The organism is Cryocola sp. 340MFSha3.1 (assembly GCF_000383315.1).
In the GTDB taxonomy this organism is placed as follows: Bacteria; Actinomycetota; Actinomycetes; order Actinomycetales; family Microbacteriaceae; genus Leifsonia.
This window is the reverse complement of record NZ_KB911088.1, coordinates 1671038-1691870: the sequence shown is the minus strand read 5'-3', so window position 1 is coordinate 1691870 and position 20833 is coordinate 1671038. Positions and strand designations below refer to the sequence as shown.

Sequence of the window (20833 nt, the reverse complement as noted above, 5' to 3'; positions counted from 1 at the left end):
CGGAGGAGACGGGAGGCGACACGCCGCCGGGATGCACGAAACGGAGGAGCCGGCGGGCTTGCACCCGGCGATCTCCCCCGTTTCAGACGGGGTCAATGGTCGGCGAGGAACGCGGTGAACGCCTTCTTGTCCGTGACGCCGCCGGGATACTGCTTGCCGTTCACGAGCACGGTCGGCGTCCCCTTGATCGTGTCGAGCACCTTGGTGCCGTCGACCTCGATCGGGCCCTTCTGGGAGTGCGCGGTGTTCGCCTGCGCCCACGCCTGGTACGGCCCGCTGTCGGCCAGGCACGACGTGATGTCCCCCGCACCGGCGTCGCTCGCGCGCTTCGCAAGCTGCTTGTCGGTGAGCCCGTCGGAGTTCTCCTCCGGCTGGTCGGTGAACAGCGCCTGGTAGAACGGCAGCACCGCGCTCCGGTCCGTCACGGCGACGCAGGTCAGCGCCGCGGCCGCCCTGGTCGAGTATCCGGTGCCGTTCGATGCGGCGTCGAGGAAGGTCAGAGGGTGCAAGCGGAGGGTGATCGACCCGTCGTCGACGGCCTTCGCCAGCGTCCCGCCGTTCGTCTGCTCGAACGCGCCGCACACCGGGCACATCGCGTCGAACCAGATGTCGACCTTCTTCTCGCCGTCGCCCGCCGTGATGAAGCCTCCGTCGAAGTCGACAGCGCCGTCCGTGCCGGTCGGCGGCTTGTCGGTGGCCACCGGGACATTGGATGCTCCGCCCAACAGCGAGCACGCCGCGACGCCGGAGACGATGCCGACCGCCAGTACGGCGGCAGCCGCCGCGCGGGCGACCCGGCGACGCAGGCTCGTCCGCACGCCGCTCATACCGACCTCGTTTGGGCGATCTTGGCGAGCAGTCCGTTCACGAAACCGGCCGAGTCATCCGTCGAGAGCACCGTGGCCGCCTCGACCGCCTCGGAGATCGCGACGCCCTCGGGCACCTCGTCGTTGAACAGAACCTCCCACACGCCGATGCGCAGGATCGCGCGGTCGACGGCGGGCATGCGCGCCAGCGTCCAGCCCTGCGCGTACGTCTCGATCAGCTCGTCGATCTCATCCTCGTGCTCGATGACCCCGTCGAGGATCTCGCGCGCATACAGCCACGACGCCTCACGCGCAGGCTCGTTCGCCGCGCGCTCGGCCTCGGTCGCCAGCGCCTGCCGGAGCGGCGTCTGCCGCAGGTCGGCGCTGTAGAGCACGTCGAGCGCGCGCTTGCGCGCCTTCGTCCGAGCGCTCATTCAGTCGTTGACGCGGCCGAGGTAGTCGCCCGTGCGGGTGTCGACCTTGACCTTGGTGCCGGTCTCGAGGAACAGCGGGACCTGGATCTGGTAGCCGGTCTCGACCGTCGCGGGCTTGGTGCCGCCGGTGGAGCGGTCGCCCTGCAGGCCCGGCTCGGTGTAGGTGATCTCGAGAACGACGGAGGCGGGGAGCTCGACGTACAGAGGCGAGCCCTCGTGCAGCGCGACCGTCACGTTCTGGTTCTCGAGCATGAAATTGGCGGCGTCGCCGACGACCGGGCCCGGGATGGTGATCTGGTCGTAGTCGGACGTGTCCATGAACACGAAGTCGGCGCCGTCCTGGTACAGGTACTGGTAGTCGCGGCGGTCGACGTTGGTGATCTCGATCTTGGCGCCTGCGTTGTAGGTGCGGTCGACCGTCTTGCCTGTCGTGACGTTCTTCAGCTTGGTGCGGACGAACGCGCCGCCCTTGCCCGGCTTGACGTGCTGGAACTCGATCACGGTCCAGAGCTGTCCGTCGATGCTGAGGACGACGCCGTTCTTGATGTCAGCGGTTGAGGCCAAGGGGATGTTTCCGTTCGCTCGATGAGAAGTTTCGGGTGGTGCCGGCTTCGCTACGGGAAGCGGCCCACGGTCGGCCGCGCACGGCGGCCCCCAGAGATTCTAGACGTCAGCGGGCGTTTCGGCGAATGAACGCGAGCGCCAGCCGGTACGACTCGAAGCCGAACCCGGCGATGACGCCGGTCGCCACAGCGCTCAGCACGCTGGTGTGGCGGAACTCCTCCCGGGCGTGCGGATTCGACAGGTGCACCTCGATCACGGTGCCTCCCGCCTTCGTCACGAGCGACACCGCATCCCGCACGGCGTAGGAGTAGTGCGTCCACGCCCCGGCGTTCAGGATGACGGGCGCACCCGTGTCCGCCGCTTCATGCAGCCAGCGAAGCAGCTGGCCCTCGTCGTCGGTCTGGCGCAGGTCGATGGTGTCGTCGCCGGCGTCCTGCGCGAGGACGACGCGCAGGTCATCGAGGGTGCCGGAGCCGTAGACGTCGGGCTCGCGGGTGCCGAGGCGCCCGAGATTGGGGCCGTTGAGGACGAGGATGCTCGTCATGTCACTCCTCCCCGTCCTTGAGCGGGCGCACGCGTACCGCCGACCAGGTGTCGTCGACCGCGATGTTGCTCACGCCACGCCAACCGTAGGCGCGGGCCTCGCCCGCGACCACGTCGCGGTTGACGTCAGCGCGCCCGCCCTTCGGGTACACGACCCAGACGGCGCGCGCTCCGGATGCCACCGGCAGCTGCTCGGCGTAGCGCGCCAGCAGGTCGTCGCGCGTCCGGACCACGCTCACCACGATCGCGGCGGACTCCACCGGCGCCTCGGTCGCACCGTCCGGGAGCGCGCCCAGCAGTGCGCGGTCGCCGTCCTCTGCGACCACCAGCGCGATCCCGTCGCCGGGCTTCGCCTGGAACCTCTGCAGCACGGTCTTCTCGCTCACGAGCCCACCTCCTGGTATGCGGCGAACAGCAGGCTCTGATCGGGGCCGGCCAGCACGGTGGGCCGGGCGACGTCGTCGAGCACGATGAACCGCAGCATACTGCCCCGGGCCTTCTTGTCGCGCTGCATCGTGGCGAGCAGGGTCTGCCAGCGGCCCAGCGGATACGACACCGGTAGGGTCAGCGACTCCAGGATGCGGCGGTGCCGGTCGACGACCTCGTCGCTCAGCCGCCCGCTCAGCCGGGCGAGCTCCGCCGCGAAGACCATCCCGACGGAGACGGCGGCGCCGTGGCGCCACTGGTACCGCTCGGCGTGCTCGATGGCGTGCCCGAGGGTGTGGCCGTAGTTGAGGATCTCGCGGAGCCCCTGCTCGGTGAAATCCTCCCCCACGACCCGCGCCTTGATGCCGATGGACAGCTCCACCAGCCGGCGCAGTTCCGGCGTCTCGGGGTCGGTCGCCCGGTCGACGTCGGCCTCGATGATGTCCAGGATCTCCGGCTCGGCGATGAACCCGTACTTCACGACCTCCGCGAAGCCGGCGAGGATCTCGTTCTTCGGCAGGGATGTGAGCGTGTCGAGGTCGCAGATCACGGCGTCCGGCGCGTAGAACGCCCCGACGAGGTTCTTGCCCTCCGCGGTGTTGATGCCGGTCTTGCCGCCGACCGCCGCATCCACCATCCCGAGCAGCGTCGTCGGGACCTGGATCAGCTTCACGCCGCGCAGCCAGGTCGCGGCCACGAATCCGGCCAGATCGGTGACGGCACCGCCGCCGAACCCGATGACGGCGTCCGATCGGGTGAAGTCGGCCTGCCCCATGATGCCCCAGAGGAACGACGCCACCTCTACGCGCTTGGCCGCCTCCGCGTCCGGCACCTCGGCGAGCAGCACCTCGTAGCGCCCGACGAGCGACTCGCGCAGTTCGGCGGCCGCAGCGCCCAGCGTCGGCGGGTGCACGACGAGCACCTTGTTGACCGCGTTCCCGAGGTGGTCGGCGAGTTCCAGCCGGAGTCCGCGGCCCACGATCACCGGGTACGGATGCGCACCCGGGACCAGGATCTCGGTGGGGGCGTCGGTCATGCGTGTCCTTCCTTCTGCGACTCGACCCAGGTCGCGATCTCCTCGACGATGGTGTCGATGGGACGGGACGAGGTGTCGGCCGTGTAGTCGGCGAGCGAGTGGTAGAGGTCGCTACGCGCGGCGACGAGGCGCTTCCACGACTCGAGGTCGGTCACCAGCGGCCGCTTGGAGTTGTCGATGCGGCGGGCGATCGCCTCCGGGCGCACGGTCAGCAGCACCACGCGGGTCTCGGCCAGGTCCGCCTGCGTCGCGGGGTCGAGCACGGCTCCCCCGCCGAGCGAGACGACACCCGGTTCGCGCACCGCCTCGGCGACGGCAGCTCGCTCCAGCTGGCGGAAGTACGGCTCCCCGTGCTCGGCGAAGAGAGCAGGGATGGGGCCGTGCTGCGCCACCACGACGGCGTCCGTGTCCACGAACGGCAGGTGCAGCCGGCGCGCCAGACGCTTGCCGACCCGCGTCTTGCCGGCCGCGGGCGGGCCGATCAGGACGACGGGCGTCGTGAGCTCGGACGACACGGCGTCAGGCGTAGGGGGCGCTGACGCGCTCGGTCGTGAGGTTCTCCGGGATGCTGGCCAGGTACGCGTGGAGGTTGCGGGCCGTCTCGCCGATCGAGTCGCCGCCGAACTTCTCGAGCACGGCGTTCGCGAGGACGAGAGCGACCATGGCCTCCGCCACGACTCCCGCGGCCGGAACCGCGCAGACGTCGGAGCGCTGGTGGTGCGCCGGTGCGGCCTCGCTGGTCGCCACATCCACTGTGCGCAGCGCGTGCGGGACGGTCGCGATCGGCTTCATGCCGGCGCGGACGCGGAGCACGCCGCCGGTGCTCATTCCGCCCTCGGTGCCGCCCGCCTTGTCGCTGGTGCGCGCGATCGTGCCGTCAGCGGCGACGAGCTCGTCGTGCGCCTCCGACCCGCGACGCGTCGTGGTGAGGAACCCGTCGCCGATCTCGACACCCTTGATCGCCTGGATGCCCATGAGCGCCGCGGCGAGCTGTGCGTCGAGCTTGCGGTCCCAGTGGACGTGCGAGCCGAGCCCCGGCGGGACGCCGTACGCCAGCACCTCGACGACGCCGCCGAGCGTGTCGCCGTCCTTGTGTGCGGCATCCACTTCGGCGACCATGCGCTCGGAGGTGGCCGGGTCGAAGCAGCGCAGCGGGTCGGCGTCGAGCGTGTCGACGTCGGACGGGCGCGGAAGCGGGGCGTCCTCCGGCACGCGCACCGGTCCGATGGAAAGGGTGTGGCTGACCAGGGTGATGCCCAGTTCGTTCAGGAACGAGCGCGCGACGGCGCCGAGGGACACGCGGGCGGCCGTCTCGCGGGCGCTCGCGCGCTCCAGGATCGGTCGGGCCTCGTCGAAGCCGTACTTCTGCATGCCGACGAGGTCGGCGTGACCGGGACGCGGACGCGTGAGGGCGGCGCCGCGGCCGGACTTTAACACCTCCGGATCGACCGGCTCGGGGCTCATCACGTCGACCCACTTCGGCCACTCGGTGTTGCCGATGCGCAGGGCGATCGGGCTGCCGAGGCTCAGACCGTGACGGACGCCGCCGGAGACCTCCAGCGCATCCTGCTCGAACTTCATGCGCGCACCGCGGCCGTACCCGAGCTTGCGACGCGCCAGATCGGCACGGATCGCGTCGAGCGAGACCGGGACCCCGGCGGGAAGACCCTCCAGGACAGCGATGAGTTCGGGACCGTGGGATTCCCCGGCCGTGAGCCAACGAAGCATGATTCGATTCTGGCACAGCGCAGTGACTTCGCCGGCAGCGTGACGGCCCAACGCGTCGGCTCCGAAGTGTCCTGAATTGGGCCGCTAATGGCGGTGGCCTCTGAGGATCGCTTGCGGGACGACACCCGCCGCGAACCCCGCCCCGCTCTGGAAGAAGAGTTCCGAAGGGTGGTTCTCCAGGCTTTCGAAGTCGGCGCTGAATCCGGGCGGACTGGACCCGGACAAGTCGTGGGCGGCCGCAATCCTTACCCTGTACGGACCAGGGGTGAGGAATGATCCATTGAAACTAACGTCTAATGTCGCTGCCGCACAGGATGCTGTAGCCGGTATCGCTGAGATCAAAACGGATATGCAGGCGCAGAAAGTGGAACTCGGTTCCAGCAATATCGCGAGCATGAAGGATGCGGCAGTCGTGACGAACACCGCACTGGAGGGCATCCTCAAGCTGTCTGCGACATTGATCAGTCACTCCCGGAATGTCGATTCGCTCGCGAAGAAGATCGAGCAGCGCGACAGTCTGGACGCAGCGATCTGGGGGGCTGAGTCATGAGCGGTCACGACCGTGAGAGCCAGGGATCCAGCGCGTCCGAGGAGGAGACCGCGGAGGCTCTTGCACAGGTTCGCGTGCAGGAAGAGCGGTGGGACGAGTATCGGCGCGCGATGAGGGAGCACACCTCCCGGTTCGAAGAGGCGGCCGCTGCCCTGGGCCCGACGAACTACTTCGTACAGAAAGGGCTGGCGGCGCGAAGAGAGCTCGACAGCTACGTCGGCCAACTCACGTATCAGCAGACGGAGCTCCTGAACGAGGCCGAACGGGCGATCACGTCGTCCTCGGAAGTGGGTGCCTGATGGGGTTGATTTATGACGCGGCCGACTCGAACAACCTGAAGACCGCACTCACCGGGAATCTGACCTCGGCGTTGTCAGTGTTGCAGGCGACGGAGAATGCCTCTCGTCGTCTCGTCGAGGCACTGAGTGGCGGTGAGCTGTCCGGTAAGGGCTATTCGGCCGCGCAGCTCGTTCTTACGCGGGACATCATCCCTCAGATCACGGCTGCCCGGGATGAGATCGACCTCATCCAGAACGACCTCACCAAGTACACGTACGAAGACGGCAAGGTCAATCGCTTCGGCGTCCTGAAAGAAGACGAGCTGAACGCACAGCTCACCGCCACCCGGGCGCAGCGGGATCTCACCGAGAGTCTCAAGGAGATGAACAGCGCGCTCGTCACTGCGGTGAATGCTGTCCTGCCTGGCACAGCGGAAGCCTTGGGCGCCGTGAATTCCCAGTTGGACCTGGTGTTGACGCAACTGGAGAGCGACCTCCGCGATCTGACGGACAGGCTCGATGCTCTCCGTGGGTTCCATCAGGGGACCACCGGGCTCTTCCATAAGACCGTGTCCAAGGGAAAAGGCGTCGACATGTTCGCCCTGAAGGAGGCGAAGCCGGACCCGAAGAAGGACGCACAGTATCTGACGGAACTCTTGAAGGGGATGACTCCGGAGCAACGGTCTGCGTATCTCAACAGTCCGCAGTTTCGGGAGTGGGCGTCAAAGCATTGGGAGGGCGCGAAAGTCGCGATGGACGCGGCCGCCGATTCCGGTCTCATCGCCGTGAAGTCGCCGGAATATGCACACTTCCTCACCGGATATTGGAACCACAAGGCTCTCCTCAAGGCGGGGATCGACCCGGCGACCTGGGACCTCCGTCGCGGAACGGAGGCGAACTGGGAGACGATCAAGAAGGTCTACGACTACTACGGCCGCCTCTATCTGAAGAACCCCGACCTTCAGTGGGCAGGCATGGCGAACATGATCGGTCCGTCATTCGCCGGCGGGTTCCGTGATCTGGCCATGCTGCGCAGCATCCTGAAATCCGGGGTACAGCCCCCATTGATCCCGGACAACGTTTGGGCGGTCCTGAAGCAGTTCAGCGACGAGGAGTTGCGGTTCTACGAAACGACTCTTCTGGGGATGCAGAAGGAGATCTTCCTCGATCAGGCCCGTCAGCACGAGGCGTTCCTCGGTGGCGGCATGAAAGAGATCGAGCGCCTCCGCGCCTCCGGTGCGATCGACCAAAAGACGGAGATTGCCTGGGGTCAGATCGCATCCGGAGATCCGGCACAGGTCTCTCAGGGGAACGGGTACCTGCTCGAGCGTGAGCAGAACGAAATCATCAATGACAATTACGATGCCATGCGGAATCACGCGCCCACGGGAGGGGCGATGACGCAATTGATCACACTGATCGGCGCCGCGTCGATACCGGGGGCGAAGACGTTCCCCGAGGTGTTCTCCGAAGGGAACATCTCCGTCAAGGAGGACCGCTGGTCGTTGATCAAGGAAGACACCCTGCCCGTCTATCGGGAACTGCTGAAGAACCAGCCAGAGAAGGTGCGGGAGATCATCGAGTCCGACTTCACCAACCGCACCGAGGGGATGCGCATCCCCAACAGGCTTCCCGAGATTGTGGGCCGGTTGCGGCAGGGGTTCACCGGGAAGGAGAAACCATGAGGTACACGAGACCGGCCCGCGCTGCGGTGGCGGGGATGCTGGTGTTCACACTGACTGGGTGCGGAGTTGTCCAGGTACTCACGGCTGACACCTCCCTACCGCAATGCGACACCCGACCGAAACAGGAAGCAACCATGACTAGCGCGACAAACTCGCAACTGGACGAGACAGGACTGAAGAAGATCTACGAAACCTGTCAGGTCACCTTCGACATCAGCAGGAACGAACTCCTCAAGGAAGACCTCGCCCTCCCCGCCACTGCCCGTTATGTGCCCAGCATCACGACCGACGGCCCCATAGCCCTCACCCTTCGGGGTTCCAAAGGGACACTCACTGCACGCACTGACCACATCAGGTTCTTCTCAGTGGAGGAAGAACCTTGGGTTGATATCACGTACTTCCTGACCGCCGAGACTTTGGAAGAGTTCGTCACGATCATCCGCGACGGCGCCGAGGCCTACGGCTTCGACAAGACCAGCGCGGAATATCAGATTAAGGCCATGAAAGACCGTCCCAATGATGGTTTCAAAATTGCACTTGATCCCGGCTACAAACTCGGGTTCGAAGTGATCTATGACCTCCGCTATAGGGGTCCAGGGCACGTCAACACCGTCATCGTCTTGGTCACTCCGGCGGTCAGCGAACCGAGGCCGCATTCCTATTCTGAGCCGACCTCCTGAGATCGTGGACCGCACGCGACAGGCATGCACGGAAGCAAGAACCACGAGATACAGACTGGCCCGCGCTGCGGTGGTGGGGATGCTGGTGTTCACACTGACCGGGTGCGGAGTGGTCCAGGCACTCACAGCAGAGTCCTCGCGACCGCAATGCGACAACCCAACGCAACAGGGAACCACCATGAACGACCCGAAAAGCTCCCGAATGGACGAGGCGGGCCGGAAGGAGATCTACAAAACCTGCCAGGTCACCTTCGACCTCACCAGAAACGAACTCCTCAAAGAGGATCTCGGCATCGCCGCCACCGGCTACCCGCCCAACCTTTCAACCGATGGCCCGATGACTCTCACACTCCACGGCTCCCACGGAACACTCACCGCCCACTCCGACCACATCCGGTTCTTCACGGTCCCAGAAGAAGCGGGGGTTAGCGAGATCTCGTACTTCCTGACCGCAGACACCCCGGAAGAGTTCTTCACCATCATCCGCGACGGCGCCGAAGCCTACGGCTTCGACAAGACCAGCGCGGAACGCGAAATCAAGTACATGAAGAATGACCCCGATCGCGGTTTCAAAGTTGCGCTTCAGCCTGGTTACAAGCTCGGGTTCGAAGTGATCTATGACCTCCGTTACAGAGGCCCAGGGCATGTCAACACCGTCATCGTCTTGGTCACTCCGACCGCCAGCGAATTCCAACCCCTGCCAGGACTCTGAGCACCGCGTTTCCCGACCTGAGAAGCGGCCGAGACCAGGTCTCGTCCTCCTCTCAACGCTCTGAGCGCCGGAGTTCTCCGCTCGGAGCACGTGGGCCTCCGCCCTCAGACCTCCAACGGAGCGCCCTGCGCGTCGATGCCGACCGCGTCCAGCATGGCCGCGAGCACGGCCTCCTCGTCCTCCAGCGGCTGCAGTGGGTCGCCCGAGACGAACACACGCACCTGCAGAAGGGCCTGGTGGGCCAGCATGGCGAGGCCCGAGACGACACGGCCGCCCACGGACTCCCACTGGCGGGCCAGCGGCGTCGGCCACGGCTCGTACGCGACGTCGAACAGGACGGACCGGCGCCGCGTGGAGTCGGTGTAGACCGCCTCGGTGGTGGTGCCGCCCGGCAGCGTGCTGATCACGAGGTCCGGCACGTCGAGCGAGCGGTCCGCCTGCGCGAACGGACGGATGCGGACGCGCAGGCCGAGCTGGTTCGCCAGCGGTTCGATCCATGCGCTGCGCTCCAGGTCGCGCACGTGCGCATCCACCCGGTCGGCGCCGAGCTCCGCCGCCGCGACGAGCGCCGACGCCGCGGTCGCTCCCCCGCCCAGGATGTGGACGTAGTGCGCCTGCTCGAGCCCGGCCGCCTGCAGGGCGCGCACGATGCCGGCGACGTCGGTGTTGAAGCCGCGGACCGCCTCGCCGTCGAGGAGCACGGTGTTCGCTCCCCCGGTCTGCTCCGCGATGCGGTCGGTCTCGGTGAGGAGCGGGAGCACCGCCTTCTTCAGCGGCATAGTCAGCGACAGCCCGCGCCACTCCGGTCCGAGGCCCGCGATGAACTCCGGCAAGGCGTCCTCGGTGACGTCGATGGCCTCGTACGACCAGTCCATCCCGAGCGCCTCGTACGCGGCCCGGTGCAGCAGCGGCGACTTCGAGTGGGCGATCGGCGAACCGAGCACGGCCAGCTTGCGGCTGGGAGCCTTCGGCTTGCGGGGCTTGGATGCTGTCGACTTCGCGGGGGCCTTGGTCGACTGCTTCGTCGGGGCCTTCGCGGGCTCAGGCTCGGAGGCCGTCTCGGGCTCCGGCTCTGCCTCATCCTCCGGCTCGTCGTGCGGGGCCTCCCGCTCGACGGCCTCCTCCGCCTCCTCGACCGCTGCCTCCTCGGCTTCGCGCTTCCGCTCGGCCTCGACGAGCGCAGCGATCGATGCCTCCGCCGATGCCTCCGAGACGCCGTCCTCGACCGCGGCCCGCTCGTCGGCCTCGTCCGTCTGCGACTCCTCGACCGTGTCGTCCTCGAGCACCGCGGGCTCCGCCAGGTCCTCGTCGCGCCGCTGCTTGCTCGTGTCACTCATAGCCGGGGTTGTCCCTCATCCACTGCTGCCATTTCTCCACCGCTGCCTCGTGTTCTGCCTGCGTGGTGGAGAAGATCGTCTCTCCGGTCTGGAGGTTCCAGGTCACGAAGTACATCCAGGTGCCGTCGGCGGGATGCTGCACCGCGTTGATCGCCAGGTCGCCCGGGTTCGAGATCGGGCCGACCGGCAGGCCGGGATGCACGTACGTGTTGTACGGGTTCCCGGCGTCCTCGCGCTCGGCGTCGGTCGTCTCCACCCGGTCGGTGTGGCCGGTGCCATAGGCGACCGTCGCGTCCGACTGCAGGTCCCATCCCTGGGCCAGCCGGTTGAGGAAGACCCGAGCCACCTTGGGGTAGTCGTCCTTCAGGCCGGCCTCGCGCTGAACGACGGACGCGAGCACGACGGTGTTCCAGCGGTTCTGCGGGGCGACGCCCGCCTCGTCGAGTGCCTGGAACATCCGGTCGACCATGGTCTTGATCGCCTGCTGCGCCGTCGTCCCCGGTGCGAAGGTGTAGGTCGCCGGGAACAGGAAGCCCTCGAGCGACTTGGCCTCGGCGGGGAGCCCGTACGCGGCCGGGTTCGCGGCCGCGGTCTGCAGGTCGGCGAGCGGGATCTTGGTCGCGTCCGACACCGTCTGCAGGATGTCCTTCTCCGGAGTCCCCTCCGGGATCACCGCGGTGTTCTCGACGCGCGACGACGGATCCTTCAGGGCGGCAAGCGCCGCTGCCGCGCTCATCTGCTTCGCGAGCTTGAAGACGCCGGGCTGGAACTCCACATCCGGCTTCTGCCGCAAAAGCAGCGAGTAGAACGCGTCGTAGGTCTTGACGACACCCGCCTTCGCGAGGTTCTCCGAGATCGTCGAGCCGTCGTCGCCGGACTTGATCGTGAACATGACCTCGCCGGTCCCTGTGCCCTTGTAGTCGTTCTCGGGCGGGAAGAGCGCGTTCTGCACCTTGGCGATCTGCGGCTGGAAGATGGCGTACGCGGCGCCGGCCATGCCGCCGAGGATGCCGAGCACGACGATGGTCACGATCAGCCGCTTGACCCACCGGCGCTTCTTCGGCGGCTCGTCATGCGACAGATAGTTCTGCTGCCGCCAGACGAGTGGATGCTCGTCCTGGGCGGAATCATCCTCGGTCTCCTCCAGCACTCCGAAGATGGTACGCGCAGGATGGTCATGGTGCGATGGCGTCTGATCGTCCGAGCCGTGGCGCGCCGCGACGGAGACCGTCTCGGGCTCCTCGACGTGGGCGATGGGGCCGGTGATGACGGCGTCGAAGTCGAGGCCGTCGAGCGCCGCGCGATCTGCTGGCGTCTCCTGGGACGGGATCGGCGAGGAGATCGGCGTGCTGTCGTCGAACAGCGACCACGGCGTCGCGGACGGGGATTGCGCGGCCGAAACGGGAGCTCCGGCGACGGGCGCCGACGGCTCCTGCGGCTCCTCGGGCTGCGCCGAGGTTGGCTGCTGCTGCACCTGCTCCGCCTGCGCCTGCGACTCCTCCGCCCGGCGCTCCTGCGCCTCGCGGGCGGCCCGCGCCTCGCGGCGCGTCATCGGCGGACGCTCGCCGCTGTCCGTCGCCGGCGTCTGCGGCGGCGACGGCGGCCGGTTCACGGCCGGGAAGGCGGGCGGCTCGGGCCGCTCTGGGGGGTTCTGAGCCAAGCTACTGTCCAATGCTCGATTCGACGGGGTCACCCGGCGGACGGCCTGTGGCCCGTTCCGCATCGAGGGCGTGCTGCAAAATTATCGTGGCCGCGACCTGATCCACCACCGGACGCGCCTTCTTCGCATTCCTGCCCGACGCGCGGAGCGCCGAGGCCGCCGACACGGTCGACAGGCGTTCGTCGACCAGCCGTACCGGGATCCCGACCTCGACGGCCAGAGACTCGGCGAAACCGATCGCGTCCGCCGTGGATGCGGTGTGCGCGCCCGAGAGCGCCAACGGCAGTCCGACGATAACCTCGAAGGCTCCGAGTTCGCCGACGATGTCGGCGATCCGCCGGCGGTCCGCAGCGTCCTCGGAGCGAGGGACCGTCTCGACCGGGGTGGCCAGCATCCCGTGCAGGTCGGACCGGCTCACTCCGATCCTGACCTTGCCGACGTCGATGCCGATCCGCACCCCGCTACGCACGCGGTGCTATCCGATCGCCGAGACGACGGCGCTCAGCGCCGCGGGGATCGCGTCCGCGTCGGTCCCGCCGCCCTGCGCCAGGTCGGCCTTGCCGCCGCCACCGCCGCCGAGCACGCCCGCCGCCGTCTTCGCGAGCGCACCCGCGTTGACGCCCGCGTCACGAGCGGCCTGGTTGGTGCCGACGATCACGACCGGCTTGCCGCCGGCGCGGGCCGCGAGGGCGACCGCCGCGGCGTCCGAGCCGAGGCGCTCGCGCACCGTGGTGACCAGCATCCGCAGGTCATCGGCGCTGTTCAACGTGCCCGCGTCCTCGGCCACGACGGTGACCGCTCCGCGACGCGACGCCGACTCGAGCAGCGTCGGCACCTTGTCGAGCACCGCACGGGCCTCGAACGCCTGGATGCGCTTCTCCGCCGCCTTGAGGCTCGCCATCAAGTCGGCGATCTTCTCGGGCAGCTGCTCGCGCGGCGTCTTGAGCGAGCTCGACAGCTGCGACACGATCGTGCGCTCGACCGCGAGGTCCTTGAACGCCTCCAGGCCGACCAGCGACTCGACGCGGCGGTTCGTGGAGCCGACGGAGGACTCGCTGACGAGGTTGATCATCCCGATCTCGGAGCTCGTCGAGACGTGCGTGCCCGCGCAGAGCTCGCGCGACCACGGGCCGCCGATGTCGACGACGCGCACGACATCGCCGTACTTCTCGCCGAACAGCGCCATAGCGCCGAGCGCCTTCGCCTCGCTCAGCGGCAGCTCGCGGGTGGTGACCTCGAGGTTCTGCCGGATGGCGTTGTTCGAGATCTCCTCGATCTCGCTCCGCGTCTCAGCCGAGAGCGCCTGGTTCCACGAGAAGTCGAGACGCAGGTAGCCGGCCTTGTTGTACGAGCCGGACTGGTGCGCGTTGGAGCCGAGCACCTGGCGGAGCGCGGCGTGGATGATGTGGGTGCCCGAGTGCGCCTGTCGCGCGCCGCGGCGGTAGTCCGCATCCACGATGCTCGTCGCCGGAGCGCCGACGCCGACCTCGCCGCTGCGGACCAGCACCTTGTGGCTGATCAGGCCCTTCACGGGCTTCTGCACGTCGAGCACGTCGAGCTCGTAGCCGGGGCCGACGATCGAGCCCGCGTCCGCATCCTGTCCGCCGGACTCCGCGTAAAGCGCCGTCGCGCCGAGGATGACCTCCGCGACCTGGCCCTCGCGGGCGCTGTTCACCGAGCGCCCATCGACGATGAGGCCGAGGATGCTCGACTCCGTCTGCAGCTCGGTGTACCCGGTGAACACGGTCTCGCCGAGCGAGCGGAAGCTGCTGTACACCGACAGGTCGGCCAGCGCGGTCTTCTTCGCCTTCGCGTCCGCCTTCGCCCGGGAGCGCTGGTCGGCCATGAGCTTGTCGAACGCGCCGCGATCGACGGTGAGCCCGGCCTCCTCCGCCATCTCCAGGGTGAGGTCGATCGGGAAACCGTAAGTGTCGTGCAGGAGGAACGCGGTGTCGCCCGCGAGTTGCTTCCGCCCCTCCTTCTGCGTGGTCGCCACCGCGGTGTCGAGGATGCTCGTTCCCGCGGTGAGGGTGCGGAGGAAGGTCTCCTCCTCCGCGTAGGCGAGCTGCGAGATGCGGTCGAACTCGGTGTCGACCTCCGGGTACGCCGCCTTCATCGCGTCGCGCGAGACGGGGAAGAGCTCCGGGAAGGTCGCGGTCTCGACGCCGAGCAGGCGCATGGCGCGCACGGTGCGGCGGAGGAGGCGGCGCAGAACGTAGCCGCGTCCCTCGTTCGACGGGGTGACGCCGTCGGCCATGAGCATGAGCGCACTGCGGACGTGGTCGGCCACGACGCGCAGCCGCACGTCGTCCTCGTGCGCCTCGTTGCCGTACGGCTTCTCGGCGAGCTCGGCCGCGCGGTCGAGCACCGGACGCACCTGGTCGATCTCGTACATGTTGTCGACGCCCTGCTTGAGGAACGCGACGCGCTCGAGACCCATGCCGGTGTCGATGTTCTTCTTCGGCAGGTCGCCGAGGATCTCGAACTCCTTGCCGTCGCCCTCGCCGCGCAGGTACTGCATGAAGACGAGGTTCCAGATCTCGACGTAGCGGTCGTCGTCCGTCGCCGGTCCGCCGTCGATGCCGTAGGCGGGGCCGCGGTCGAAGAAGATCTCCGAGCACGGGCCCGCGGGGCCGGGCTGGCCGGTCGACCAGTAGTTGGTGTCCTTGCCGAGGCCCTGGATGCGGTCCGCCGGCAGGGTCGAGACGCGCTGCCAGATCTCCCGCGCTTCGTCGTCCTCCTCGTAGACCGTGACCCACAGGTCCTTCGGGTCGAAGCCGAGGCCGCCGTCGTCCTCCGACGTCGTCAGCAGCTCCCAGGCGAAGGTGATCGCCTGCTCCTTGAAGTAGTCGCCGAAGGAGAAGTTGCCGCACATCTGGAAGAACGTGCCGTGCCGCGGCGTCTTGCCGACCTCGTCGATGTCGAGCGTGCGGATGCACTTCTGGACGCTCGTCGCGCGCGGGAACGGCGCCGGCACCACACCGGTCAGATACGGGACGAAGGGCACCATCCCGGCCACCGTGAAGAGCAGCGACGGGTCGTCGCTGACCAGGGAGGCGGAGGGGACGACGGTGTGGCCGCGCTGCGCGAAGAAGTCGAGCCAGCGGCGGTGGATTTCAGCGGTCTGCATGGGTTCCGGTCGATCGAAGTCTGCGGGTGGGAGGGAAAGGGGGCGTCAGTCGCCCTGGATGGCCGAGCGGATCTCGGCCTCGCGCTGACGGTATCCGTCGGTGACGGCCTCCCCGAAGTCGCGCGCCTTCTGGTCGATGTTGCTGAAGAATTCGCGACCCTTGGCGGTCTCGTTGACCTTGTGGGCGACGGCGAAGCCGATGGCCACGCCGGTGAGCAGCCACAGGAAACTCTTCATGCTGATCCTCCCTCTCTGGATGCCGCCGCGCGCGGGCGCGGCGCACGAGAGTCAAGTCTAGTGCGAGCCGCCGCGTCCCTTCCTGGAGCCGAATCCTCCAGCGGCCCGGAACGCCGCCCGCGCCGCGGCGCTGAAGCCGGCGAGCTTGATCAGCGGGCCGCCGACCGTCGCGGCGAACAAAGCCACCAGGGCTGACACGTTGCCGGTGACGTCCGCGACGTTCTTGGTGATCACATCCACCCGGGCGAGCTGCTTGTTCGTCTCCTGCAGCGTCGTCGCGGTCTCGTCGAGGATCGGCGTGATGCCGTCGCTCGCCTCCTTGATCGCGTCGCGCGTCGAGTCGAGCACCCGCCCCAGCTTGATCAGGGGGATGGCGATGAAGCCGACGAGGACCGCGAACACGACGGCCGCGATCAACCCTGCGATGTCTCCTCCGGACACGTGGGCTCCTTCCATTCCGCCTCAGGCATACGGCACAAGCGTAGTCGCACGCGCGGGCGGCGGGAACGGCGCGAGCAGGAAAGGCGTGCCCGGAAACGACGAACGGGGCCGCGACGAAGAGTCGCGACCCCGTCCGGGGTGGTGCTGATGCTCAGCGAGCCGCGTAGTACTCGACGACCAGCTGGACCTCACAGGTCACGGGGACCTCTGCGCGCTTCGGGCGACGCACGAGGCGGGCCTGCAGCTTGTCGATCTCGACATCCAGGTAGCCCGGGGTCTTCGGCAGAACGTCGAGGTGACCGCCGGCGGCCGCGACCTGGAAGGGCTCGGTGCCCTCGGAGCGGGCCTTGACGTGGATGAGCTGGCCCGGCTTCACGCGGAAGGACGGGCGGTCGACGAGCTGGCCGTCGACGAGGATGTGACGGTGCACGACGAACTGGCGCGCCTGCGTGATGGTGCGGGCGAAGCCGGCGCGGAGCACGAGGGCGTCCAGACGCATCTCGAGGAGCTCGACCAGGTTCTCACCGGTCAGGCCCTGCGTACGGCGGGCCTCCTCGAAGGCGATCCGGAGCTGCTTCTCGCGGATGCCGTACTGGGCGCGCAGACGCTGCTTCTCGCGCAGACGCACGGCGTAGTCCGAGTCGGCCTTGCGCTTGGTGCGGCCGTGCTCACCCGGAGCGTAGGGGCGCTTCTCCATGTAGCGCGCCGCCTTCGGGGTGAGCGGGATGCCCAGGGCCCGCGACTCGCGGGTCTTGCTGCGGGAACGTGAAGACACGGTTTCCTTTCGAAAGTTCTCTCTGACGTGATGGATGCGGGCATACGTGTGCGCCCGCAGAGAGAGGGATTGTCGCCAGGGACGCCCGGCTACAGGGCTCTTCCCATCGAATCGTGGACGCGGCAGCCGCACCCCGAACACGCTTCTAGGCGCAGAAAGTCTAACAGATCGTGGTCAGCGCCCGCGCACGATGCGGCGCAGCTTCGCCAGCCGTGCGGAGACGTCCCGTTCGTTGCCGTGCTCGGTGGGCGTGTAGTACGTCGTGCCGGCCAGCTCGTCCGGCAGATACTGCTGCTCGAGCACGCCGAGCGCGTCGTCATGCGGGTACTTGTAGCCCTTGCCGTGACCGAGCCGTTTTGCGCCGGGATAGTGGGCGTCGCGAAGGTGCTTGGGCACGCGTCCGATCTTGCCGGCGCGCACGTCGGCGATCGCGGCGTCGAGCGCCATGTAGGCCGCGTTCGACTTCGGTGCCGTGGCCAGGTGCACGACCGCCTGGGCGAGAGGGATGCGGCCCTCCGGCATCCCGATGTACTGCACGGCGTCGGCCGCGGCGATGGCGACGCCGAGTGCCTGCGGGTCGGCCATCCCGATGTCCTCCGACGCCAGCACGATGATGCGGCGGGCGATGAAGCGCGGATCCTCCCCCGCCTCGATCATGCGGGCGAGGTAGTGCAGGGACGCGTCGACGTCGGAGCCCCTCACCGACTTGATGAAGGCGCTGATGACGTCGTAGTGCTCGTCGCCGTTGCGGTCGTAGCGGAGCAGCGCGCGGTCGACGGCCTGCGCGACGAGCTCGGCGGTGATGACCGGCTTCTTCTTGGAGGTCGCCGGCGTGGCCGACGCCGCTGTGACCGAAGCGGCCTCCAGTGCCGTCAGCGCCCGTCGGGCGTCGCCCGAGGCGAGACGGATGAGGGCGGCGCGCGCCTCCGGGTCGAGCGTGTACTGGCCGCCGAGACCGCGGTCGTCTGCCACGGCGCGGTCGATGACGACGCCGAGGTCGTCGTCGCTCAGCGTCTCCAGGGTGAGGAGCAGGCTGCGCGAGAGCAGAGGCGAGATGACGGAGAACGACGGGTTCTCGGTCGTCGCAGCCACGAGGATGACCCAGCCGTTCTCGACGCCGGGCAGCAGCGCATCCTGCTGCGCCTTGGTGAAGCGGTGGATCTCGTCGAGGAAGAGGACGGTCGAGACCCCGTAGAGATCGCGCGTCGAGAGCGCCTCGTCCATCACCAGCCGGACATCCTTCACGCCGGCCGTCACGGCCGACAGCTCGACGAATCGGCGGCCCGAGGAGTGCGCGATCGCCTGCGCGAGGGTCGTCTTGCCCGTGCCGGGCGGACCCCACAGGATGACGGAGACCGACCCCGACTGCCCCTCCTTGTCGGAGGCGAGCGCGACCAGCGGCGAACCCGGCTTGAGGAGGTGACGCTGACCGGCCACCTCGTCGAGCGACTTCGGGCGCATGCGCACCGCGAGAGGAGTCGCTCCGGTGCGGAGCCCAGGTTGCACGTCGACCACCCGTCCAGGCTAGTCGTGACCACCGACAGTCCGCCTGGGAGCGGCGAGTTTGTCGTCCATAGGGCCGCCGGATAGGGTTCTCCATGATCCAGCGGGCGCACGCCTCGCGGAGATCCCCCGTACCGACGCCGGAGGACACACGTGGCACCGAAGCAGAACGACCGCGAAGCGCGACAGGCACGCGAGCGGCTGCGCGCCTACCAGGCGCGACAGACCGTGCACGAGCACAAGGTCAAGCGCCGCAAGCGTGACAACTGGGTGGCCGGAATCGCGGCCATCGTGATCGTCGCCCTCGCGGTGGGCACGCAGCTCCTGTACTTCTCCGCCGGACCCGGCGCGGCGAAGGCTTCGTCCTCGTCGTCCCCGTCCACGTCGCCCTCCGCGGGCGGCGTCCCGCCGAAGACACTCGCCGAGGACCGCACCTGGACGGGCACGATGACGATCAACGGCGTCCCGCTGGGGGTCTCGCTCGACGGCGCCGCGGCCCCGCAGGCCGTCTCGTCCACGGTGTCGCTCGTGCAGAAGAAGTTCTACGACGGCCTGACCTGCCACCGCCTGACCAACGGCGGCTTCTACGTGCTGCAGTGCGGCGACCCGAAGGGCGACGGTACCGGCGGACCGGGCTACGAGTACGGCCCGATCGAGAACGCGCCTGCCGACGACGTCTACAAGGCGGGCACGATCGCGATGGCCCGCCAGGGCAACAACGCCGAGAGCCAGGGCAGCCAGTTCTTCATCGTCTACGAGGACACGAAGATCCCCTCGGACGACGCCGGCGGCTACACCGTCATCGGGTCGGTGACCAGCGGCCTCGACCAGCTCAAGGCGCAGGTCACCGACAAGGGCATCGAAGGCGGGAAGACCGACGGCACCCCCGCGGTGAAGACGACGATCGACAGCTTCACCCTGCAGTGACCGTGGCACGTGCAATAGGCTGATTCCCAAACGAGGGGCGGCATCCCGCCCGATCGCGCAGCAGCAAGGTGAGGCTCTTGGCTACTTCTGAACAGCACCCCTGGGGACGTGTCGACGACACCGGAACCGTGTACGTCCGCGAGGGCGACGGCGAACGCGTCGTCGGCGAGTACCCCGACGGTACGGCGGAGGAGGCGCTCGCGTACTTCGAGCGCAAGTACACCGATCTCGCCGGACAGGTCGGCCTGCTGGAGCAGCGTGCGCGCCGGGGAGCCCCCGCGAGCGACGTCGCCAAGTCCGTCGCCAACCTGCGGTCCGCCGTCGAGGGCGCGAACGCGGTCGGCGACCTCGCGTCCCTCCTGACGCGCCTGGATGCACTGGGCGGCACCGTGGAGGAGCTCACCGAGCAGCAGAGCGCCGAGGCGAAGGCTGCGCTCGACGCCGCCATCGCCGAACGCACCGCGATCGTCGAGCAGGCGGAGGCCCTCGCGGCCCAGGACCCGGCGCGGACGCAGTGGAAGACGACGAGCGCCGAGCTCGACGCCCTGTTCGCGCGCTGGCAGGCCCACCAGCACGACGGCCCGCGCATCCCCAAGAACGAGGCGAACGAGCTGTGGAAGCGTTTCCGTGCCGCCCGTTCGACGATCGAGCACAACCGCAAGGCGTTCTTCGCCGAACTGGACACGCAGCACCGCGACGTGCGCAACCGCAAGAACGCGCTCATCGAGGAAGCCGAGAAGCTCATCCCGCTCGGTGCGGACGGGGTGCCGGAGTACCGCCGCCTGCTCGACCAGTGGAAGGCCGCCGGCCGCGCCGGCAAGAAGAACGACGACGCCCTGTGGGCGCGCTTCAAGGCCGCGGGCGACGCGATCTACTCGGCGAAGGCCGAAGTGGATGCGCGCGACAGCGCCGAGTACGAGGCGAACCTCCAGCAGAAGCTCGCGCTCCTCGACGAGGCCGAGCCGCTGCTGAAGGCCACCGATCGTGAGACTGCCCGCGCGCAGCTGCTGTCGATCCAGGAGCGCTGGGACCAGATCGGCCGCGTGCCGCGCGAGCAGGTGCGGCCGATCGAAGACCGCCTGCGCCGCGTCGAGGCGGCTGTCCGCCGCCTGGACGAAGAGCACTGGGAGAAGAACAACCCCGAGAAGAAGGCTCGCTCCGAAGGACTGGCCAGCCAGCTCAACGCGGCCATCGCGAAGCTGGAGCAGGAGCTCGCCGATGCGCAGGCGACCGGCGACAGCGCCAAGGTGAAGGCAGCGCAGGAGGCCCTCGACGCCCGCAAGATCTGGCTCGACGCGCTGGGCTGAGCCGTCGTGATGACGCGGCGGTGAGCTCACCGCCGCGTCGCACTTCTCCACAGCACGCCTGACGAGGACGTTCT

The 20833-nt window shown here is 68.2% G+C and carries 23 protein-coding genes; 7 read left to right on the top strand and 16 right to left on the bottom strand.

Annotated features, from left to right (window positions below):
- Positions 1 to 92: 92 nt before the first annotated feature.
- From H284_RS0119210 to aroC, 8 genes are all read right to left on the bottom strand, one after another.
- The gene (locus H284_RS0119210) at positions 93 to 827 is read right to left on the bottom strand and encodes a DsbA family protein (RefSeq protein ID WP_020077488.1); all 735 of its coding nucleotides are present in this window, start codon (positions 825 to 827) and stop codon (positions 93 to 95) included.
- The gene (nusB, locus tag H284_RS0119205; protein WP_020077487.1) at positions 824 to 1240 is read right to left on the bottom strand and encodes a transcription antitermination factor NusB; all 417 of its coding nucleotides are present in this window, start codon (positions 1238 to 1240) and stop codon (positions 824 to 826) included. Before nusB ends, H284_RS0119210 begins: the two co-directional genes overlap by 4 nt.
- Positions 1241 to 1804 (bottom strand): elongation factor P, encoded by a 564-nt coding sequence (gene efp / locus H284_RS0119200; protein WP_018191208.1) that lies wholly within the window; start codon positions 1802 to 1804, stop codon positions 1241 to 1243. It lies immediately after the preceding gene.
- 106 nt (positions 1805 to 1910) lie between these two features.
- Entirely contained in the window at positions 1911 to 2348 is a 438-nt protein-coding gene (locus H284_RS0119195; RefSeq protein ID WP_020077486.1) for a type II 3-dehydroquinate dehydratase, read from the bottom strand.
- A 1-nt stretch (position 2349) separates the two neighbouring features.
- Positions 2350 to 2733 (bottom strand): hypothetical protein, encoded by a 384-nt coding sequence (locus H284_RS0119190; RefSeq protein ID WP_020077485.1) that lies wholly within the window; start codon positions 2731 to 2733, stop codon positions 2350 to 2352.
- Positions 2730 to 3809, bottom strand: a complete 1080-nt coding sequence (aroB, locus tag H284_RS0119185; RefSeq protein WP_020077484.1) for a 3-dehydroquinate synthase — start codon at positions 3807 to 3809, stop codon at positions 2730 to 2732. The genes H284_RS0119190 and aroB overlap by 4 nt, the downstream gene beginning before the upstream one ends.
- Positions 3806 to 4324 carry a shikimate kinase gene (locus tag H284_RS0119180; protein WP_018191212.1) on the bottom strand — a complete coding sequence of 173 codons (519 nt, stop codon included), beginning with the start codon at positions 4322 to 4324 and terminating at the stop codon, positions 3806 to 3808. The genes aroB and H284_RS0119180 overlap by 4 nt, the downstream gene beginning before the upstream one ends.
- A gap of 4 nt (positions 4325 to 4328) precedes the next feature.
- Entirely contained in the window at positions 4329 to 5537 is a 1209-nt protein-coding gene (aroC, locus tag H284_RS0119175; protein ID WP_020077483.1) for a chorismate synthase, read from the bottom strand.
- 265 nt (positions 5538 to 5802) lie between these two features.
- On the opposite strand from aroC, the gene H284_RS20435 reads away from it, so the two are divergent.
- The 5 genes from H284_RS20435 (at position 5803) to H284_RS0119150 (ending at position 9442) form a co-directional block, all read left to right on the top strand.
- On the top strand, positions 5803 to 6087 hold the full coding sequence (locus H284_RS20435; RefSeq protein WP_155885523.1) for a hypothetical protein: 285 nt from the start codon (positions 5803 to 5805) through the stop codon (positions 6085 to 6087).
- The gene (locus tag H284_RS0119165) at positions 6084 to 6386 is read left to right on the top strand and encodes a hypothetical protein (protein ID WP_020077481.1); all 303 of its coding nucleotides are present in this window, start codon (positions 6084 to 6086) and stop codon (positions 6384 to 6386) included. The genes H284_RS20435 and H284_RS0119165 overlap by 4 nt, the downstream gene beginning before the upstream one ends.
- Positions 6386 to 8050 (top strand): hypothetical protein, encoded by a 1665-nt coding sequence (locus H284_RS0119160; RefSeq protein ID WP_020077480.1) that lies wholly within the window; start codon positions 6386 to 6388, stop codon positions 8048 to 8050. The genes H284_RS0119165 and H284_RS0119160 overlap by 1 nt, the downstream gene beginning before the upstream one ends.
- A 134-nt stretch (positions 8051 to 8184) precedes the next feature.
- Positions 8185 to 8730, top strand: a complete 546-nt coding sequence (locus tag H284_RS0119155) for a hypothetical protein (protein WP_020077479.1) — start codon at positions 8185 to 8187, stop codon at positions 8728 to 8730.
- A gap of 178 nt (positions 8731 to 8908) precedes the next feature.
- Positions 8909 to 9442 (top strand): hypothetical protein, encoded by a 534-nt coding sequence (locus H284_RS0119150; RefSeq protein ID WP_231371287.1) that lies wholly within the window; start codon positions 8909 to 8911, stop codon positions 9440 to 9442.
- 104 nt (positions 9443 to 9546) lie between these two features.
- Here H284_RS0119150 and H284_RS20430 read toward each other — a convergent pair whose 3' ends face one another.
- From H284_RS20430 to H284_RS0119110, 8 genes are all read right to left on the bottom strand, one after another.
- A complete protein-coding gene (locus tag H284_RS20430) occupies positions 9547 to 10779 on the bottom strand; it encodes a shikimate dehydrogenase (RefSeq protein WP_020077477.1) in 1233 nt (410 codons plus the stop codon).
- A complete protein-coding gene (mltG, locus tag H284_RS0119140; RefSeq protein WP_231371286.1) occupies positions 10772 to 12439 on the bottom strand; it encodes an endolytic transglycosylase MltG in 1668 nt (555 codons plus the stop codon). The genes H284_RS20430 and mltG overlap by 8 nt, the downstream gene beginning before the upstream one ends.
- A gap of 1 nt (position 12440) precedes the next feature.
- Positions 12441 to 12908 carry a Holliday junction resolvase RuvX gene (gene ruvX, locus H284_RS0119135; RefSeq protein WP_029043026.1) on the bottom strand — a complete coding sequence of 156 codons (468 nt, stop codon included), beginning with the start codon at positions 12906 to 12908 and terminating at the stop codon, positions 12441 to 12443.
- Positions 12909 to 12914: 6 nt separating this feature from the next.
- On the bottom strand, positions 12915 to 15569 hold the full coding sequence (gene alaS / locus H284_RS0119130) for an alanine--tRNA ligase (RefSeq protein WP_020077474.1): 2655 nt from the start codon (positions 15567 to 15569) through the stop codon (positions 12915 to 12917).
- Positions 15570 to 15614: 45 nt separating this feature from the next.
- Positions 15615 to 15806: a hypothetical protein gene (locus H284_RS0119125; protein ID WP_018191224.1), complete on the bottom strand. Its 192-nt coding sequence runs from the start codon at positions 15804 to 15806 to the stop codon at positions 15615 to 15617.
- A gap of 57 nt (positions 15807 to 15863) precedes the next feature.
- The gene (locus H284_RS0119120; RefSeq protein ID WP_018191225.1) at positions 15864 to 16247 is read right to left on the bottom strand and encodes a DUF948 domain-containing protein; all 384 of its coding nucleotides are present in this window, start codon (positions 16245 to 16247) and stop codon (positions 15864 to 15866) included.
- Positions 16248 to 16398: 151 nt separating this feature from the next.
- Positions 16399 to 17022 (bottom strand): 30S ribosomal protein S4, encoded by a 624-nt coding sequence (rpsD, locus tag H284_RS0119115; protein ID WP_018191226.1) that lies wholly within the window; start codon positions 17020 to 17022, stop codon positions 16399 to 16401.
- 174 nt (positions 17023 to 17196) lie between these two features.
- The gene (locus H284_RS0119110; protein ID WP_081630431.1) at positions 17197 to 18537 is read right to left on the bottom strand and encodes a replication-associated recombination protein A; all 1341 of its coding nucleotides are present in this window, start codon (positions 18535 to 18537) and stop codon (positions 17197 to 17199) included.
- Between the two features lie 141 nt (positions 18538 to 18678).
- On the opposite strand from H284_RS0119110, the gene H284_RS0119105 reads away from it, so the two are divergent.
- The gene (locus H284_RS0119105) at positions 18679 to 19452 is read left to right on the top strand and encodes a peptidylprolyl isomerase (RefSeq protein ID WP_020077472.1); all 774 of its coding nucleotides are present in this window, start codon (positions 18679 to 18681) and stop codon (positions 19450 to 19452) included.
- 77 nt (positions 19453 to 19529) lie between these two features.
- Entirely contained in the window at positions 19530 to 20759 is a 1230-nt protein-coding gene (locus tag H284_RS0119100; protein WP_029043025.1) for a DUF349 domain-containing protein, read from the top strand.
- The last annotated feature ends 74 nt before the right edge of the window (positions 20760 to 20833 follow it).

What these genes read in the sequence shown, in the direction of transcription:
- H284_RS0119210 (WP_020077488.1), bottom strand. Translation starts at nt 827, where the DNA reads ATGAGCGGCGTGCGGACGAGCCTGCGTCGCCGGGTCGCCCGCGCGGCG.
- nusB (WP_020077487.1), bottom strand. Translation starts at nt 1,240, where the DNA reads ATGAGCGCTCGGACGAAGGCGCGCAAGCGCGCGCTCGACGTGCTCTAC.
- H284_RS0119195 (WP_020077486.1), bottom strand. Translation starts at nt 2,348, where the DNA reads ATGACGAGCATCCTCGTCCTCAACGGCCCCAATCTCGGGCGCCTCGGC.
- aroB (WP_020077484.1), bottom strand. Translation starts at nt 3,809, where the DNA reads ATGACCGACGCCCCCACCGAGATCCTGGTCCCGGGTGCGCATCCGTAC.
- aroC (WP_020077483.1), bottom strand. Translation starts at nt 5,537, where the DNA reads ATGCTTCGTTGGCTCACGGCCGGGGAATCCCACGGTCCCGAACTCATC.
- H284_RS0119165 (WP_020077481.1), top strand. Translation starts at nt 6,084, where the DNA reads ATGAGCGGTCACGACCGTGAGAGCCAGGGATCCAGCGCGTCCGAGGAG.
- H284_RS0119160 (WP_020077480.1), top strand. Translation starts at nt 6,386, where the DNA reads ATGGGGTTGATTTATGACGCGGCCGACTCGAACAACCTGAAGACCGCA.
- H284_RS0119155 (WP_020077479.1), top strand. Translation starts at nt 8,185, where the DNA reads ATGACTAGCGCGACAAACTCGCAACTGGACGAGACAGGACTGAAGAAG.
- H284_RS0119150 (WP_231371287.1), top strand. Translation starts at nt 8,909, where the DNA reads ATGAACGACCCGAAAAGCTCCCGAATGGACGAGGCGGGCCGGAAGGAG.
- H284_RS20430 (WP_020077477.1), bottom strand. Translation starts at nt 10,779, where the DNA reads ATGAGTGACACGAGCAAGCAGCGGCGCGACGAGGACCTGGCGGAGCCC.
- alaS (WP_020077474.1), bottom strand. Translation starts at nt 15,569, where the DNA reads ATGCAGACCGCTGAAATCCACCGCCGCTGGCTCGACTTCTTCGCGCAG.
- H284_RS0119125 (WP_018191224.1), bottom strand. Translation starts at nt 15,806, where the DNA reads ATGAAGAGTTTCCTGTGGCTGCTCACCGGCGTGGCCATCGGCTTCGCC.